14 protein-coding genes are annotated in these 18,091 nt (G+C 55.1%); 9 read left to right on the top strand and 5 right to left on the bottom strand.

Annotated features, from left to right (window positions below; all coding sequences use genetic code 11):
• Positions 1-3: 3 nt before the first annotated feature.
• Positions 4-1,695, bottom strand: a complete 1,692-nt coding sequence (locus EPYR_RS09355) for a ribulokinase (protein WP_012668165.1) — start codon at positions 1,693-1,695, stop codon at positions 4-6.
• A gap of 361 nt (positions 1,696-2,056) precedes the next feature.
• Between EPYR_RS09355 and EPYR_RS09350 the strand changes: the two genes are divergently transcribed.
• The 5 genes from EPYR_RS09350 to EPYR_RS09330 all read left to right on the top strand — a co-directional run bounded on the left by EPYR_RS09350 (position 2,057) and on the right by EPYR_RS09330 (position 7,676).
• Positions 2,057-3,040 carry an arabinose ABC transporter substrate-binding protein gene (locus EPYR_RS09350; RefSeq protein WP_012668164.1) on the top strand — a complete coding sequence of 328 codons (984 nt, stop codon included), beginning with the start codon at positions 2,057-2,059 and terminating at the stop codon, positions 3,038-3,040.
• A gap of 76 nt (positions 3,041-3,116) precedes the next feature.
• Positions 3,117-4,637 carry an L-arabinose ABC transporter ATP-binding protein AraG gene (gene araG, locus EPYR_RS09345; RefSeq protein ID WP_012668163.1) on the top strand — a complete coding sequence of 507 codons (1,521 nt, stop codon included), beginning with the start codon at positions 3,117-3,119 and terminating at the stop codon, positions 4,635-4,637.
• Positions 4,638-4,654: 17 nt separating this feature from the next.
• A complete protein-coding gene (araH, locus tag EPYR_RS09340; RefSeq protein WP_012668162.1) occupies positions 4,655-5,635 on the top strand; it encodes an L-arabinose ABC transporter permease AraH in 981 nt (326 codons plus the stop codon).
• An 11-nt stretch (positions 5,636-5,646) separates the two neighbouring features.
• Positions 5,647-6,543 carry an arabinose operon transcriptional regulator AraC gene (araC, locus tag EPYR_RS09335; protein WP_012668161.1) on the top strand — a complete coding sequence of 299 codons (897 nt, stop codon included), beginning with the start codon at positions 5,647-5,649 and terminating at the stop codon, positions 6,541-6,543.
• A 92-nt stretch (positions 6,544-6,635) separates the two neighbouring features.
• Complete coding sequence (locus tag EPYR_RS09330) at positions 6,636-7,676, top strand: oxidoreductase (RefSeq protein WP_012668160.1); 1,041 nt, start codon at positions 6,636-6,638, stop codon at positions 7,674-7,676.
• 68 nt (positions 7,677-7,744) lie between these two features.
• On the opposite strand, the gene add is transcribed toward EPYR_RS09330, so the two are convergent.
• Positions 7,745-8,740, bottom strand: coding sequence for an adenosine deaminase (gene add, locus EPYR_RS09325; protein WP_012668159.1), 996 nt, complete (start codon positions 8,738-8,740; stop codon positions 7,745-7,747).
• A 160-nt stretch (positions 8,741-8,900) separates the two neighbouring features.
• Complete coding sequence (locus EPYR_RS09320) at positions 8,901-10,397, bottom strand: YdgA family protein (protein ID WP_012668158.1); 1,497 nt, start codon at positions 10,395-10,397, stop codon at positions 8,901-8,903.
• A 403-nt stretch (positions 10,398-10,800) separates the two neighbouring features.
• On the opposite strand from EPYR_RS09320, the gene fumC reads away from it, so the two are divergent.
• Positions 10,801-12,198: a class II fumarate hydratase gene (gene fumC / locus EPYR_RS09315; protein ID WP_012668157.1), complete on the top strand. Its 1,398-nt coding sequence runs from the start codon at positions 10,801-10,803 to the stop codon at positions 12,196-12,198.
• Between the two features lie 63 nt (positions 12,199-12,261).
• On the opposite strand, the gene tus is transcribed toward fumC, so the two are convergent.
• Positions 12,262-13,191, bottom strand: a complete 930-nt coding sequence (gene tus, locus EPYR_RS09310) for a DNA replication terminus site-binding protein (RefSeq protein WP_012668156.1) — start codon at positions 13,189-13,191, stop codon at positions 12,262-12,264.
• Positions 13,192-13,436: 245 nt separating this feature from the next.
• Here tus and EPYR_RS09305 point away from each other — a divergent pair, with 245 nt between their 5' ends.
• Positions 13,437-14,234 carry a DUF1460 domain-containing protein gene (locus EPYR_RS09305; RefSeq protein ID WP_012668155.1) on the top strand — a complete coding sequence of 266 codons (798 nt, stop codon included), beginning with the start codon at positions 13,437-13,439 and terminating at the stop codon, positions 14,232-14,234.
• Positions 14,235-14,360: 126 nt separating this feature from the next.
• Here EPYR_RS09305 and EPYR_RS09300 read toward each other — a convergent pair whose 3' ends face one another.
• Positions 14,361-15,629 carry an MFS transporter gene (locus EPYR_RS09300; protein WP_012668154.1) on the bottom strand — a complete coding sequence of 423 codons (1,269 nt, stop codon included), beginning with the start codon at positions 15,627-15,629 and terminating at the stop codon, positions 14,361-14,363.
• Positions 15,630-15,731: 102 nt separating this feature from the next.
• On the opposite strand from EPYR_RS09300, the gene EPYR_RS09295 reads away from it, so the two are divergent.
• The gene (locus EPYR_RS09295) at positions 15,732-16,631 is read left to right on the top strand and encodes a LysR family transcriptional regulator (protein ID WP_012668153.1); all 900 of its coding nucleotides are present in this window, start codon (positions 15,732-15,734) and stop codon (positions 16,629-16,631) included.
• Between the two features lie 166 nt (positions 16,632-16,797).
• Positions 16,798-18,015, top strand: a complete 1,218-nt coding sequence (gene mlc / locus EPYR_RS09290) for a sugar metabolism global transcriptional regulator Mlc (RefSeq protein WP_012668152.1) — start codon at positions 16,798-16,800, stop codon at positions 18,013-18,015.
• Positions 18,016-18,091: the final 76 nt, after the last annotated feature.

The following is an 18,091-nucleotide window of genomic DNA, read 5'->3' as shown; positions in this document are numbered from 1 at the left end:
AAATCATTCCTCATCGACGGATATTAGGTCAGGTGCAAACAGCGGTTCGGCCGTTTGGCACCAGTCAAGGTAACGCTGATAAAGCGGGCGTAAGAGCAGGACGCGTTGCGGGGCCGGTTGCAGAGTGTATGCCAGCGGGCTGGCCATCTGCGTCTGCGCGGCGGGAATATTCGGGTAAACCCCGGCGGCCACGGCGGCAAAAATGGCGGCACCCAGTGCGCAGCACTCGTCGGAAGCAACAATATCAAGCGGGCGATTCATCACATCGCAGCACACTTGCATAATGGTCGGGGATTTACGAGCGATGCCACCCAGCGCCAGAACCTGCTGCACCGGGATATCCTGCTGTTCGAAACACTCCATGATGGCGCGTGCGCCAAAGGCGGTGGCGGCAATAAAACCGCCGAACAGCGCCGGGGCATCGGTGCCGAGATTCAGCCCGGCGATCACCCCCTTCAGACGCTGGTTAGCGAAAGGGGTACGTCGGCCGTTAAACCAGTCAAGCACCACCGGAAGATGGTCGAGCTGCGGTTCGGCAGCCCATGCGGCGGTCAGATCTTCCAGCAGCGTCTGGCTGATCTGCTCAAGCTGTTGGCGCAGCGCGGGCTGCTGCCGCGCTGCCTGTACCAGCGGCCAGCTCAGCAGGCGGCTGAACCACGCGTACATATCGCCGAAAGCCGATTGCCCGGCCTCCAGCCCAATCATGCCCGGCAGTACACTGCCGTCCACCTGACCACAAATACCGTTAATCGCCCGGCCGGCGACCCGTTGTGCATCGGCAATCAAAATGTCGCAGGTTGAAGTACCAATCACCTTCACCAGCGTATAGGGCCTGGCTCCCGCGCCAACTGCGCCCATATGGCAGTCAAACGCGCCGCCGGAGATAACCACTTTGCCCGGCAGGCCGAGTCGGGCTGCCCATTCGTCACTGAGCTGGCCGACCGGGCGATCGGCGGTCCAGGTTTCACTAAACAGGGGATAATCGAGGTTACGCGTCAGCGTGGGATCGAGGGCGTTAAGAAAGCGTGCTTGCGGCAGACCTTGCCACAAAGGGTGCCAGAGCGATTTATGCCCGGCAGCGCAGCGCCCACGTTTCAGCGAGTCAGGCGCGGTGGTGCCGCTTAATAATGCCGGAACCCAGTCGCACAGTTCGACCCAGGAGACCGCCGCCTCACGCACGGCGGCGTCAACGCGGCTGATATGCAGGATCTTGGCCCAAAACCATTCCGACGAATAAACGCCACCGATAAAGCGAGAATAGTCCTCAAATTCACCACTGTGACAAAGGCGGGTGATGGCTTCCGCCTCTTCAATGGCGGTGTGGTCTTTCCACAGCACAAACATCGCATTGGGGTTGTCGCTAAACTCGGGGCGCAGCGCCAGTACCCGACCTTCACGGTCGATGGGGGCGGGGGTGGAACCGGTCGAGTCGATGCCGATACCGACCACGTCACGACGTTGTTGCGGGGTGAGTTGAGTGACAATGTCACGAATAGCCTGCTCCAGCGCGTCAATATAATCCTGTGGATGCTGGCGAAACTGATTGCGCGCCGGCACAGAGTAGCGCCCGGCCTGCCAGCGCGGATAGGCCACCACCTGCTTATGCAGTTCGCGCCCGCTGGCGCACTCCACCGCCAGCGCGCGCACCGAATCGCTGCCGAAATCCAGGCCGAGGGTAATGGCACCCGTATACATAGTGATCCTCCAGGCTTCCTGTGTCAGTTACTTCTATCCTGGGGATCTGGCGAGGCGATGGTTAGGTTACGCAGGCTATAAATATGTATTTTTCTGTCGTCACCGACGCTTATGCGATCGCCTTCAAATGTTGCATAAAGGTTAAATTCACTGAAGTTATGGATAATCCAGCTGTAATTTCAGGCTGTGATAGCGCTCTACCTATTTATGCGTAGTTGCAGGTAAAACAAAGCTGCAACCGTCACTGGCAGGACGTCAGTGCTGAGGTTATGCCTGTTTTTAAAAGCGTTTAATGATTAGATGGTCATTTTGTTACCGATTACACCTTCTGCCTGATACGGGCGCTTAAGCGGAGAGCATCATGCACAAATTGATTAAAACCCTGGCCGCGATAGGTTTTACCGCCGTTATGTCACATTCCGCTTACGCGGAAACGATGAAACTCGGTTTTCTGGTCAAGCAACCGGAGGAGCCATGGTTCCAGACCGAATGGAGATTCGCCGATAAAGCCGGTAAGGAGCTGGGTTTTGAGGTGATAAAAATTGCCATACCGGACGGAGAAAAAACCCTGAATGCCATCGACAGCCTGGCGGCCAGCGGCGCTAAAGGTTTTGTTATCTGCACCCCGGATCCTAAACTCGGCGCGGCGATTATGGCAAAAGCGCGTAGCTATGACCTGAAGGTGATTGCCGTTGATGACCAGTTTGTCACGGCAAAAGGTAAACCTGTAGACAGCGTGCCGCTGGTGATGATGGCGGCGACCAAAATTGGCGAACGTCAGGGCAATGAGCTGTACAAAGAGATGCAGAAACGCGGCTGGGACGCTAAAGAGACGGCGGTGATGGCCATTACCGCCAACGAACTGGATACCGCGCGTCGCCGCACCGCCGGATCGATTGCGGCGTTAAAAGCCGCCGGCTTCCCGGAAAAACAGATCTACCAGGTGCCGACGAAATCCAATGATATTCCCGGCGCATTCGATGCCGGTAACGCGTTGCTGGTGCAGCATGCCGAAGTTAAACACTGGCTGATCCTCGGCATGAACGATAACACCGTGCTGGGAGGCGTGCGCGCCAGCGAAGGGCAGGGTTTCAACGCCGCAGATGTTATCGGTATTGGCATTAACGGCGTGGATGCCGTGAGTGAACTGTCAAAAGTTAAGGCGACCGGGTTCTATGGATCGCTGCTGCCAGGCCCGGATGTACACGGCTATCGCAGCATCAAAATGCTGCATGACTGGGTAACAAACGGCACAGAACCGGCCAGATTTACCGAAGTCACCGACGTGGTGCTGATCACGCGTGACAACTTCAAAACCGAGCTGGCGAAAAAAGGGCTGATGTAATCAGCACGTCATCCGTTCAGCACATCTGACCGGTTCTGGCCCGCCTGTCAGTGGCTACAACATAATGGGGGGAAATATGACTACGCAAGCTTCGCTCAGCTTCCACGGCATCGGTAAAACCTTTCCCGGCGTCAGGGCGTTACAGGATATCAGCTTTGAGTGCCACGCCGGGGAAGTCCACGCCCTGATGGGCGAAAACGGCGCGGGCAAATCGACCCTGCTGAAAATTCTTAGCGGCAACTATCAGCCGGGCGCGGGAGAGATCCGTCTGCGCGGGCAGCCGGCGAAATTTGCCAACACCACCGATGCGCTTAACGCCGGGGTGGCGATCATCTATCAGGAACTGCACCTGGTGCCGGAGATGTCGGTGGCAGAGAATATCTTTCTCGGTCAGCTGCCGCAGCGCGCCGGGCTGGTTAATCGCGCCAGGCTGCGATCGGAAGCCGCCGGTCAGCTGATCGGCCTTGGCCTGGATATCGATCCCGACCTGCCGCTGAAATATCTCTCGCTGGGTCAGTGGCAGATGGTTGAGATTGCCAAAGCGCTGGCGCGCAATGCCAGCATCATCGCCTTTGATGAGCCGACAAGCTCGCTGTCGGCGCGGGAAATTGACCAGCTGTTCCGCGTTATCCGCCAGCTGCGCGCCGACGACAAGGTGGTGCTGTATGTGTCGCACCGAATGGAGGAGATATTTGCTCTTAGTGATGCGATTACCGTGTTCAAGGACGGGCGCTTTGTGCGCACCTTCAACGATATGGCGAGCATCAGCCACGAGGGGCTGGTAGCCGCGATGGTCGGGCGCAAGATTGGTGATATTTATGGCTACCGCCCGCGCCAGCAGGGAGAAGTGCGACTGCGGCTGGACAAGGTGCAGGCGCAAGGGGTGCGCAGCCCGATATCGCTTTGCGTGCGCGCCGGGGAGATCGTCGGTCTGTTCGGCCTGGTGGGCGCCGGGCGCAGCGAACTGCTGAAAGGTGTCTTTGCGGCAACTCGCCTTTCCGGCGGCGAGCTGCGGCTGGATGGCAAAATGCTGAATCTCCGCCAGCCGGGCGATGCTATCCGTGCCGGCATCATGCTGTGCCCGGAGGATCGTAAGGCAGATGGCATCATCGCGGTGCATTCGGTGCGCGACAATATCAATATCAGCGCCAGGCGCAATCACCTGACGGCCGGCTGTTTGATCGACCGGGATTGGGAAACGAAAAATGCCGAGGCGCACATACGCTCGCTGAATATCAAAACCCCGTCAGCCAGCCAGCTGATGGTGAATCTGTCCGGCGGCAATCAGCAGAAAGCGATCCTAGGCCGCTGGCTGTCGGAAGAGATGAAAGTGCTGCTGCTGGACGAACCGACGCGCGGGATTGACGTTGGGGCGAAAAACGAAATCTACCAGCTGATCTACGCGCTGGCACAGCAGGGGGTTGCCATCCTGTTTGCTTCCAGCGATCTGCCGGAAGTCATGGGGCTGGCAGACCGTATTCTGGTGATGCGTGAAGGAGAAATTGCCGGAGAGCTGGATCATCAGGATGCAACGGAAGCCTTGACCTTGAGTCTGGCGATGCCTAAAGCCGCCCAACCGGCCACTCAGCTGGCCTGAACATACGGGAGTCAATTATGTCTGATACTTCAACCGTTAAACCAGTTACGCCGTCACGTTTTCGCCCCGGCCGCATTTGGGATAATTTCGGCATGCTGGTGGTGTTCGCCGTGCTGTTTATCGCCTGCACGCTATTCATCCCCAATTTTGCCTCATTAATCAATATGAAAGGGCTTGGCCTGGCGATGTCGATGTCCGGCATGGTGGCCTGCGGCATGCTGTTTTGCCTCGCTTCCGGTGACTTTGACCTGTCGGTTGCCTCGGTGATTGCCTGTGCCGGGGTGGTTTGTGCGGTGGTGATTAACCTGACTGAAAGCCTGTGGATCGGCGTGCTGGCAGGATTAGTGCTCGGCGTGGCCAGTGGGTTTATCAACGGCTTTGTTATCGCCAGGCTGAAGATTAACGCATTGATTACCACCCTGGCCACCATGCAGATAGTGCGCGGCCTGGCCTATATCTTCTCTGACGGTAAAGCGGTAGGTATTGAAGATGAACGCTTCTTTGCCCTTGGCTATGCCAGCTGGCTTGGCGTTCCGGCGCCGGTGTGGCTGACCATGATTACCCTGCTGATATTCGGTTTTCTGCTGAACAAAACCCCCTTTGGCCGCAATACGCTGGCGATTGGCGGTAACGAAGAGGCGGCACGACTGGCGGGTGTACCGGTGGTGCGCACGCGCATTATCATATTTATCCTTTCCGGTCTGGTATCGGCAGCGGCGGGCATCATTCTCGCTTCTCGCATGACCAGCGGTCAACCGATGACCTCGTTAGGCTACGAGCTGATTGTTATCTCCGCTTGCGTATTGGGTGGCGTTTCGCTCAAGGGGGGGATCGGGAAAATTTCTTACGTGGTGGCCGGTGTGCTGATCCTCGGTACGGTTGAGAACGCGATGAATCTCCTCAATATCTCGCCTTTCTCACAGTACGTGGTGCGTGGACTAATATTGTTAGCGGCAGTCATTTTTGACCGCTATAAACAGAAAGCGAAAGCGGTGTGATGGGAGGGGGTATGTATCATCATCTGGCGCCGGTGGCGCAATCTAACCCGCTGTTACCGGGTTACCTGTTCAGCGCCTGGCTGGTGGCGGGGCTGACGCCAATCGATGCGGCGGGACCGCTCGATTTCTATATCGACCGGCCTCAGGGAATGCAGGGGTTTATTCTCAACCTGACGATAAAAGGGCGCGGTCGGGTGGCCAACGGGCAAGAAGCCTTTGACTGCGAACCCGGCGATCTGCTGCTTTTTCAGCCTAAAACAGCGCACTACTACGGTCGTTCGCCTGACAGCGACTGCTGGCATCACCGCTGGATCTATTTTCGTCCGCGTGCGTACTGGAGCGACTGGCTGACATGGCAGGATCAGAAACAGGGGGTGGGCCGTCTGCGTCTGTCGCCGTCATTGCACGACGAGTTTGAACGCCTGTTCGCCAGTGTTGAAGAGACGCACAATGCCGGGCGGCGTTATGCCGAGGAGCTGGCGATGAACCTGCTGGAACGTCTGCTGTTACGCGCCATTCAGGAAGATCCGCGCAGTCAGCAGCAGGTGCGCGATGCCCGCGTGGTGGAGGCCTGCCAGTACGTTATGCAGCATCTGGCGGCCGAGGTAAAAATTGACCAGGTGGCCAGACATGTCTGTTTGTCACCTTCCCGGCTGGCGCATCTGTTTCGCCAACAGATGGGGGTGAATTTGCTGCGTTGGCGCGAAGATCAGCGTGTTCTGCGTGCCAGGCTGCTGTTGCAAAGCACGCGGCAGCCGATAGCCAGCGTTGGCCGCGAAGTCGGCTACGACGATCAGCTCTATTTCTCGCGCGTATTTCGTAAACGGGCGGGCGTCAGCCCCAGTGATTTTCGCCGCCGCAGTATGGATGCTGCGGATGCGCTGCCGGGTAGGGAAGCGGGTTGTTAAACGACGTGCCTAAGAACCTTTTTTCAGCCAAATCCCGCTTGTCCTGTCACGGTTGATGGTCTTAAATCAGTGGACGACTAAGTGAGGGAAAAATGAGTGACAAAATCCGCGTTGGCCTGGTGGGTTATGGTTTCGCCAGTAAAACCTTCCATGCGCCTTTAATCGCCGGCACGCCCGGCATGGAGCTGGCAGCCATCTCCAGCAGTGATGTGAACAAAGTTCATGCCGAGTGGTCGTCGGTTCAGGTGGTGTCCGATCCGCAGACGCTGTTTAACGATCCGTCACTGCAACTGATCGTCATCCCCACCCCTAATGATACCCACTTCCCGCTGGCAAAAGCGGCCCTGAACGCCGGAAAACATGTGGTGGTGGATAAGCCCTTTACCGTTACCCTGTCACAGGCCCATGAGCTGGAGGCGTTGGCCTATGCGAAAGGGCTGCTGCTGTCGGTCTTTCATAACCGGCGCTGGGACAGTGATTTCCTGACGTTAAAAGCGCTGCTGGCGGAAGGTGTACTGGGTGAAGTGCGCTACTTCGCGTCTCACTTTGACCGTTTCCGTCCTGAAGTTCGTCAGCGCTGGCGCGAGCAGCAAGGTGCCGGCAGCGGCATCTGGTACGATCTGGGGCCGCATCTGATCGATCAGGCTTTACAGCTGTTTGGTTCGCCGGTGGCGATTAGCCTTGATATTGCTAATATACGTCCGGGCGCGGTGACCACCGATTACTTCCACGCCACGCTCATTTACCCGCAGCGCCGCGTGAGCCTGCATGCCAGCATGCTGGTGGCCGCCGATTCAGCGCGTTACCAGGTGCACGGCACCCGGGGTAGCTATATTAAATATGGCCTTGACCCACAGGAACAAAGCCTGAAAGCAGGGGCGCGTCCGCCGCTGGCAGAGTGGGGGTACGATATGCGCGACGGCGTGCTGACGGTTTTGGACGGCGAAGCGCTGGTGGAAAAGACCTTGCTGACTATTCCCGGCAATTATCCTGCTTACTATGCCGGGATCCGCGATGCGGTCAACGGCACGGGTGAAAACCCGGTGAAAGTCGCAGAGGCGATTCAGGTGATGGAGATAATCGAGCTGGGCCTGCAGTCTGCCGAAAAGCGTCAGACGGTGTCGCTGAAATAATCCCGCACGTTGCGCAGTAGCGATACGCCATGGCGTATCGCTACTGCGCCCGCCGACCGCAAGGGGCGTTATGCCACTCTGGCGCGTACCACGGCTTTCTCTGCATCGCTCAGGAAGGCAATGTTAAGACCATTCTCCTGTGCCACGCGCATTTGCTGCGCGCTCAGGCCCGCTGCCGGGGCAGCCACGTCATATTCATGGGCTATTTCAATGCCCTGTACGGCCGGGTCGTCGGTATTGATGGTAGCCAGAATACCGTGTTCGAGGAAGGTCTTCAGCGGATGCTGCGCCAGTGAGGCTACGGTACTGGTCTGAATATTCGACGTCAGGCAGGACTCAATGCCGATACCCTTGTTCGCCAGGAAATCCATCAGCGCCGGATCCCGCACCGCTTTAACCCCGTGGCCGATGCGCTCCGCACCCAGTTCACGTATCGCCTGCCAGATACTCTCCGGGCCGGCGGCTTCTCCGGCGTGTACGGTAATGCGCAGCCCGGCATCGCGCGCGCGGGTAAAGTGCCTGATGAACCGCTGGCCGGGGAAGCCCAGCTCGTCGCCAGCAAGGTCGAGAGCGTTAATACCGTCACGATGGGCAAGCAGGCCGTTCAGCTCATTCAGGCAGGCTTCTTCACCGAAGGTGCGGCTCATAATGCCTGTCAGGCGCACATCAATATTATGGGCGGCACAGCCGGATTTGATACCGTCGATCACCGCTTCTACCACGCCCGCCACCGGCAGTCCGTGAGTCATTGCCATATAACCCGGTGAGAAACGCAGTTCAGCATAGTGGATGCCGGCACGGGCAGCATCCTCCACATTTTCCAGCGCCACGCGCCGGCAGGCATCCAGCGAACCCAGTACTTTCACTCCCCAGTCCAGTTTGTTGAGGAAACTGACCAGATCCGGCTCAGCCTCAATCACCTGCACATGCGGGCGCAGGGCTGCGAGGTGAGTGGCAGGCAGGGTGATGTTAAACTCACGGCCAAGGTCAAGAATGGTTTGCGCGCGAATGTTGCCATCAAGATGGCGATGAATATCGGTAAGGGGCAGCTGGGAATCGATCATTTCGGCACTCTCGGTGGTTATCAGTCAAAGTGCAGAGCATTATAAAAATAGTTTGCGCAACAGCGCCAGCAAATTGCGCAACAGGCACGTTAGTTGCTGATTTATCAGGCACCGGGCGACAGGCAAAAAAAGAGCGCCGGTTGGCGCTCTGTGCGAAAAATTATTGTGGCATGGCGGGTATGGCGTCACCCATCATATAACGCGTGAGGAACTGTTCGAGCGGCATCTTCTCACCGTTCATGGTCACCTGACCGGCAGCGTATTGCAGACGGGTAACGATGTTATTGTCCTGCTGAGTGGTCACCTTAAACATCTGCCCCATTGCGGCCAGGCCTTTGATCTGCTGATCGGCGAGCCTGGCGGCATCTTCCTTCGAATACCCTTCAGCAAGCGCAACATGGGTCATGGTATCGGTGGCCATATCCATGGAAATGGCCAGTTTGGTATCCAGCGATTTCAGTACGCTGTCCAGCTGTTGAGAAGGGCTTTGAGCCGTCGCCGCCGCGTTTGCCGGGTCTTTAAACTGCGCTGCCAGGGTAAAAGTGCTTTCGCCTTTATCATTTGTCCAGCTTAACGGCGCGATGGTGATGGACGGGTCACCTTTCAACAGCAGAGGCAGATTAGCGGTCAGAATTTCGCTGGCGCGCTGTTGGTACAGTTCAGGATTGGCCTGCAGCGCGGTATCGGCGCTCAGAGCCTGCAGCTGACGGTTATAATTCTCGGAAAACGCTTTCATCGCTTTGCCGTCGAAGCCCGCCAGCTTCATTGACAGCTTGCCCTTGCCGAAATTCTGCCCCTCTATTTTCAGCCCGTTGAGGGTGTAATCAATCTGCCCGCTGACGCGGTTCTCTTTTGAATCGAAGTTTGATTTACCGTTCAAACCCTCGGCGATTAATGCCTCCTTGCCGTTCACGGATGCAATCAGTTTCTGCAGCGCAACGGTCTGGTCGCCGATGCGCATCCCCTCCGCGCTGAGGTGCGTATTGGCATCAAGGCGCAGGCCGCTAAGGTTAAACGTCACCACCGCGTCCAGCTGGTTTTTACCGGTTAGCTGCAGGTTGCCAACGTCAGCGTTGAAGGTGATTTGATCCCCTTTATCATCCGCCGCTATTTTCAGCGTACCGCCATCAAAAGCGAAACGTTCTCCACTTTGCGCATTGCTGTAATCGGTCGGCAGCAGATGAATATCGGAATGCGTGCTGCCGCCATAGCCAATCCGGGTTTCCCCCTGCACAATCGACTTGCCTTTGGTGATTTCAAACAGTTTCTTCACCGCGTCGGTATTAAGCAGCTCGGTATGAACAGAGGCCATGCTTGGGATCAGGTTACCCTTTTTCAACTGGGCCAGCGGCAGAGGACCGTGATCGATAACTTCTTTAAATTCCACGGTCTGACCGGGTTTAAGCACGGAATTATCTTCAGTTTGCGAACTGCTTTGTAGAATGAAGCGGGCGCTACTGCTGAATACACCGCGCTGGTAATCCTGGTAGCTGACTTTAAGACGGCTTTCCGGGGCGACTTGTTGAATTTGCTCATTCGCCTGCTGCACCATCTGATCCATTTTCTTTTCCAACTGCTTACCGGTAAGCCAGGCTCCTGCAGTCCAGACTACGCCCAAAGCGACAATCACACCCACGGCAATCTTTGTTTTTTTCATCTGTATTGTCGTCCTTATTTCAGTTTAGGTACGCCGGTTTATCCGTCTGAATCAGCAGGCATTATTCTGGCGATGAAAGCGCCTGCCCGGCGTGTTGGTTAATATCTTATTAATATTAGCAATTCTGCCTGCTGCCGTCAGCCGTAATTCAGCAAATCCTTAAAAACCTTAGTAAAGACTTTGTCCGACGCGTTGCTGGCAGCCGAGTGACAAAGCGGCTCAGACTGGCGATATGGCGAATCAGCGCTAACAATCAGAACCTTAATTGTGCGGTCAGGATGCAATAAACGCGAATGAGTCGCATAATCTTAAACCGGGTTATGTCAGACTCATGCCGCACTTTTCACCGCATAGTTTGGCAAAGTACCCAATAAATCACTTAGTCATATCAAAGGAGAAAGCAATGGCGGCGAATCGCGTTGAAAAAGACTCAATGGGACCAATTGACGTTCCTGCCGATAAACTCTGGGGCGCCCAGACACAGCGCTCGCTGGAACATTTCCGCATCTCCTCGGAAAAAATGCCGGCCGAGCTGGTATCCGCGCTGGCGCTGACCAAGCGCGCAGCGGCCAAAGTCAACGGCGACCTGGGGCTGCTACCTGCTGAACGCAGCGGGGCGATTGTTCAGGCGGCCGATGAAGTCTTAGCCAGTCAGCACCCAAGCGAATTTCCACTGGCTATCTGGCAGACCGGTTCCGGCACGCAAACCAATATGAATATGAACGAAGTATTGGCTAACCGCGCCAGTGAGATCCTCGGCGGCGAACGCGGTATGCAGCGTCTGGTGCATCCTAACGATGACGTAAACAAAAGCCAAAGCTCTAACGACGTTTTCCCTACCGCGATGCACGTTGCGGCGGTGGTGGCACTGCGCGAGCATCTTATTCCTGAGCTGAAAGTGTTGCAGAACACGCTGCATAAAAAGGCTGAAGCCTTTAAAGACATTGTTAAAATCGGCCGTACCCATCTGCAGGATGCCACGCCGCTGACCCTGGGGCAGGAGATATCAGGCTGGGTGGCAATGCTGAACCATAATCTGCAGCATGTTGAGCACAGTATTCCTCATCTGGCGGAGTTAGCGCTGGGCGGCACGGCGGTGGGAACCGGTCTGAATACCCACCCGGAGTATGCGGTACGTGTTGCCGATGAGCTGGCCTCTCTGACCGGACAGCCATTTATCACTGCGCCCAACAAGTTTGAAGCGCTGGCGACATGCGACGCGCTGGTTCATGCCCATGGCGCGCTGAAAGGGCTGGCAGCTTCGCTGATGAAAATCGCTAACGATGTGCGCTGGCTCTCCTCCGGCCCGCGCTGCGGCATTGGCGAACTCGCTATCCCGGAAAACGAGCCGGGCAGTTCCATCATGCCGGGCAAGGTCAACCCAACGCAGTGTGAAGCGATGACCATGTTGTGCTGTCAGGTTATGGGTAATGATGTGGCGGTGAACATGGGGGGCGCATCGGGTAATTTCGAGCTGAACGTTTACCGGCCCATGGTCATCCATAATTTCCTGCAGTCCGTGCGTCTGCTGGCTGACGGCATGGACTGCTTCAATCACCACTGTGCGCGGGGTATTGAGCCGAATCGCGATCGTATCAGTCAGTTGCTGAATGAATCACTGATGCTGGTGACCGCGCTGAATACCCATATCGGCTACGATAAGGCGGCGGAAATTGCTAAAAAGGCACATAAAGAGGGACTGACGCTGAAAGGGGCCGCGTTGCAGCTTGGCTATCTGACTGAAGCGCAGTTTGAAGCCTGGGTACGGCCGGAAGAGATGGTTGGCAGCATGAAGCTGTAAACCGGTCGTTTCAGCGTTGGGCGATTGACGGGCAAGCCGCCCCCGTGACAAAACTGGCCTGCCTTAAGCCAGCCGATCGCTGTAAAGATGGAGGCGGGGGATAATCAGATGCAGGGATTGCGCATCAGGCTTGTAGCGGTGAGTGACCTTACCTGCATCATAATGACCTAATTCCCCCAGCTTCGGCACGCTGTTGGCATCCGGGCATATCACCAGCAATGGAGAAGGGCATGCCAGCTGAATTTGCTTTTGCTGCTGTGCGTGCCAGATGCGGGCTACAGGCTGCACTTTGACCGGGCGTTTAATTTTTAACGCCGCGCCCGGAGGGAGCGACTTTAGCGTTGCTATCTCGTCGGCCACGCGTTCAGCCCACTGTTCACGCGTCCAGGGGGCAACGGCACGCCCTGACTGCTGGCTTTTCTGCAACTTCTCCAGCATCTCCTCAACGCTGACCTTTTTAATGATGTGCTTATTTGCCCAGCCGAAACGTACTGAATCTGCATCATCAACCAGCACGATGGTTCTGTAAGCATTAAGGGTGATCAGCCCGCGCAGGTGGGTGTGCACGAATTCAAAGCGCTCCTCACTGGGCAGGCCCGATTCTACGGTGATTAACTGTTCCAGTCGCTGCTTGAGCTGATTAATGGCGACCGTTTGCTGGCGTAGCAGGGCAGACTGTGCGTTACCGGCCTCAAGGCAGATCGCTCCCGGCAGGCGAACGGCGGCTTTCGTACTGAGCTTCTCCGACTGGTGCTGCATAAACAGACGGCCATAATGCGATAACGCACGCACAAGCGCCGGTTGACCTGTTAACTGAGTGACCGCGATTTGCGTCAGCGGATCGTGCTCTTTCCCTTTCTCAACCCCAGGTAATTCAAAAACGCGGGCTGCCAGCAGCCGTAAATTCAGCATTTGCTGCTGCAACGCATTCAGCTCTTGCTCCAGCTGCGCCACACAGAGGTGAAGCTGTTCGACAACATCGTATCGGCTCATCTGTTCCTCCTTCTTTAGTTACAACATACTTATAAATATAGCATAAATAAAAGTGCTGAACATCAGCAAATGAGCAAAGTTAGTTCTGGCAAAGGGGGGGTTATGACTTCAACGTGATTCGATGGTTAAACTAAGACTTTTATATTAGATAATCAACCAATGGTAAACGAAGCCTTATTACCGTTTGCAGTAAGGGCGATATGTTATTAAATGTCCGCCAGGATAATTTATTAGGGAAAATACCAATGAAAAAAACAGCTCTTCTTTTACTGCTTTCAGCCTGCCTGGTTTCCTGCACAAAAACAGACGGCAATGAATATCAAATTAATATGGATCGTTTCACCTCAGACAAAGTGAATCAAATCATCCGCGATAAGGTGATTCCAGCCGGTGACGATAATCACGGTGAACGGGTGGGTTCCGTATCATCGGCTTTTCTGGGCACCCCTTACAAGGGCAACACGCTAATCGGATCGGCGGATATGAAAGAGGTGCTGGTGGCCGATTTTAATGGCGTCGATTGTTTTACCCTGATTGATTACGTTGAAGCACTGACACGGGTTAATCATCAGAAAGACTTTCTTACCAACCTGATCGCGATAAGGTATGCACAAGAGAAGGTTGACTATTACAGCAGGAAGCATTTTTTCACCGACTGGTTCGCTACCAGCCCGCAGAACGTTGCCGATGTCACACGCGATATCAGTCCTGACTATGTCAGCGTGCAAAAGCATCTTAACGCCAAAGCAGACGGCAGCGAATATATATCTGGCCTCGGCGTCAGGCCCAGAGAAATAAACTACATTCCCGGCGATAAAATCGATACCGTGGTGCTGGATAATCTGAAAACGGGTGATTACGTGGGCGTTTACACTAAACTGGCGGGGCTGGATGTTTCACATACCGGAATAGTGATAAAGGGTGATGGAAAAGTCTGGTTCAGAAATGCCTCTTCGCTGTCAGCTAACATGAAGGTAGTTGATTCGCCCTTTGTTGAATATATGTCGTCAAAGCCTGGCTTCATTGTTTTGCGCGCCAAATAATTTCATCTACAACATCTCCTTATCCGCCTGGCCGCATGGAGACCGGATAAGGTAATCGAACAGGCTTATGGCGAAGGTTAGCGCCAGCTGCGCCGGATAATCCCGGCGCAGGGGCAAAAACGACAATTACAGTTTCATGGTGTGCAATCTTGAACCCACCATCAGCGCCAGCAGCAGCATAACAGCAGTAAAACCGGTAATGCCGTACCAGCCAAAATGATGCCAAAACACGCCCCCTAACGTACCCGCCACGCTGGAACCAAGGTAATAAAAAAAGAGATACAGTGATGAAGCCTGACCGCGTGCGCGGCGCGCGCGTGCGCCAATCCAGCCGCTGGCGACTGAATGTGCGGCAAAGAAACCGGCGGCAAACAGCATCATGCCCAAAAGGATTAGCCAGATGTTACCTGCCAGAGTCATAAGCAGTCCGGTCAACATAATGGCCGTTGAGAAAAGCAACACCGGAGCACGACCATATTTTGCCGTCATCACACCTGCTTTCGGCGAACTCCATGATCCGGTCAGATAGACGACCGACAGCAGACCGACCACCGCCTGATTGAGCGAAAATGGAGCCGACAATAAACGATAGCCAATGTAGTTGAACAGGGTGACAAATGCCCCCATCAACAGAAACCCCTCGGCAAACAGCAAAGGTAGCCCGCTATCGCGCCAGTGCAGGCGGAAATTTAGCAGCAGGTTACGCGGTTTGAGCGATGTCGGGCGGAAATGACGAGATGCTGGCAAGATTTTCCAAAACATCAATGCGGCCGCCAGAGATAAGCAGCCGATGACCATCAACGCTATTCGCCAGCTGCTGAAATCAGTGATAACCCCGCTGATCAAGCGGCCGCTCATGCCACCTATCGAGTTACCGCTGATGTAAAGCCCCATTGAAAAGGCCACCACGCCGGGGTGCATCTCTTCGCTAAGATAAGTCATCCCCACCGCAGCCACGCCGCTTAGTGCCAGGCCGGTAAGCGCACGCATCAATAAAATACCGTGCCAGCTGGTCATGGTGGCGGCAAGCAGGGTGCACACGGCGGCAAGCAGCAGCGCCGTAACCATTACCGATTTACGCCCGATAGCATCGGATAATGGCCCAGTTACCAGCAGGCCAGGCGCCATCAGCCCGGTAGCGATGGACAGCGATATGCTACTGGCAGCAGGAGATACGCCGAATTCATGCGACAAAACCGGCAAAACAGGCTGTACACAATAGAGCAAAGCAAAAGTCGCCAGCCCGGCCGAGAACAGCGCCATAGTGACGCGCATAAACTGCGGCGTGCCACGTTTGATATACACATTGTTGTTGATTACAGAAGTCGATAAAGGAATAGACGCTGACCGTTCAGCACGTTTGGGCAGCGTGACGGCCTGAGAGGAGCGGTTCACTTTGGATCCTTAAGGTTATTGGCAGTGATCAACCTGTAAAGGGTAAGAAAGATGATTTATGATGTCTAATATATTAATAATCTGAAATGATACTTCTGAGATATGAATATTGAGCTGCGTCATCTGCGCTATTTTATCGCCGTTGCTGAAGAACTGCATTTTGGTCGTGCTGCACTGCGGCTTAATATCTCACAACCGCCGCTTAGTCAGCAGATCCAACTGCTTGAGCAGGAAATGGGGGCGCGACTGTTCGCCCGCACCAATCGCAGCGTGCGGCTCACTGCGGCCGGTGAGCAGTTTTACAAAGATGCCTGCCTGATTATGCAACAGGTTGGTCAGGCGGTTAGCAAAGCGGCGCGACTGCATCGCGGTGATGAAGGGGAGCTACGTATTGGGTTTACCTCATCAGCGCCGTTGATTAACGCAGTTTCAAATGCACTGTTTACCTACCGCCAGCGTTACCCATCGGTTCATGTCGAAATGCAGGAGATAAACACGCGTCAACAGCTGGCACCGCTCAGTGATGGGCGACTTGATTTAGGCGTCATGCGCAATACCATTCTCCCTGAAACTTTTCATCATCAGTTGCTGCTACAGGAACCAATGTATGCACTGGTGCACCGTGCGCACCGGCTGGCGAACCGACAGCAGATTGCGTTGAGTGAACTGGCGCTGGAGCCATTCGTGTTCTTCGACCCGGGCGTTGGTACCGCCCTGTACGGCGAAATCATCCAGCTGCTGCAACGCTATGATATCCAGCCTGATATTGCCCAGGAAGTGGGGGAGGCGATGACCATAATTGGTTTAGTTTCGGGCGGTCTGGGCGTTTCGATTCTGCCCGCGTCATTCCACCGGGTGCGGCTGAATGATGTCGTCTGGATCCCACTGCAAGAGCAGGATGCGCGTTCAGAAGTTTGGCTGGTTTGGTCGAAACAGCGTGAGATGCCTGCTGTCGCTGCTGCGATGAAGGAATTGTTATTGCCGCCTGTCACCCATTCGTAAACTACAAGAACACTTAACGTCAGTTTTGTGTTGTAAATCACATTTCGAATCAAGCAGTTGACGCCATCTGTGAAGTGTTTCACCATGAACAGATAGCGAGAATATAACCGCCAATATTGGCAGATTTCAATGACCTTGCAGCAAAAAGTGATAATAAGGAGCAAATGTGATTACGGATAGCCTGCCCGGCCATATTGACCATATTAAGCAAATGAATGCCGGAAACGTATATCGGCTGATCGACCGCTACGGCCCGGTCTCGCGCATTGAGCTGTCCAATAAAACGCGTTTGTCTCCGGCCAGTATCACCAAAATCGTGCGAGAACTGCTGCAGGCTCATTTGGTGAAGGAAACTGAATTCCAGGAGGCAGGATGTCGGGGGCGGCCGGCGATTGGCCTGGTGCTTGACAGTCACGCCTGGCATTTCCTTTCTATACGCATCGGTAATGGCGAGATCGACATCGCACTTCGCGATCTGAGCTGTAAATTGGTTGTCGAACAGCAACAACCCTTGCTGGCAGCGGCTGAAGAACCGTTGCTGGCGCGCATTCTCCAGCATATCGATCGGTTTTTCACCCAGCACCAGCATCAACTTGAGCGCCTCACCGCGATCGCCTTCACGCTCTCAGGCAGGATCAACAGCCGAACCGGCATTGTTCAGCACCTCCCGTTCTATCAGGTTGATAACATGCCGCTGGGGCCTGAACTTGAAAAACTCACCGGGCTACCTGTTTTCATTCAAAATGATATCTGTGCCTGGACCCGGGCAGAATCGCTGTTTGGTGCCTCGCGCAATGCCAGCAATATTATTCAGCTAGTGATTGACCAGAACGTCGGTGCCGGTGTCATTACCGCCGGTCAATTGCTTCACGGTGGCGGCAACACAATGGCCGAGATTGGACATATTCAGGTCGATCCTTATGGCCAACGCTGCTGCTGCGGTCACCAGGGGTGCCTGGAAACGGTTGCCAGCATCAACAACATAGTTAATTTGGCTGCGCAGCGACTGTCGTCGTCGACGGGTTCTGTCCTGCATCATCAGCCACTGACGATCGACACTTTGTGTGATGCGGCGCTGTCCGGAGATCGTCTGGCCTGCGACATCATCAGCGGGGTGGGCAGCAGCCTGGGACGGGTCCTGGCCATAATGGTCAATCTCTTCCATCCACAGAAAATCCTTATAGGTTCACCGCTAAACCGCGCCCGGTCGATTCTGTTTCCGGCTATTTCTGGTTGTATTCGCCAGCAGGCCTTACCCGCCTGTAGCGCCGAACTCAGCGTAGAATCCACACGGTTTGCGCAGTCCGGCACCCTGTCCGCCGCAGCGCTGGTCAAAGAAGCGCTCTATGACGGGTCGCTGCTCATCAGACTGATGCAAGGCTGATAGATAACCAAAGATTGCGCTAACGCAATCTTTGATAACCGGTAGTGTCCTACACTTTTGGCTCCCATTGAGCACT

The sequence above is a fragment of the Erwinia pyrifoliae DSM 12163 genome, from assembly GCF_000026985.1.
GTDB classification, from domain to species: Bacteria; Pseudomonadota; Gammaproteobacteria; order Enterobacterales; family Enterobacteriaceae; genus Erwinia; species Erwinia pyrifoliae.
This window is presented reverse-complemented; position numbering and strand designations above follow the sequence as displayed.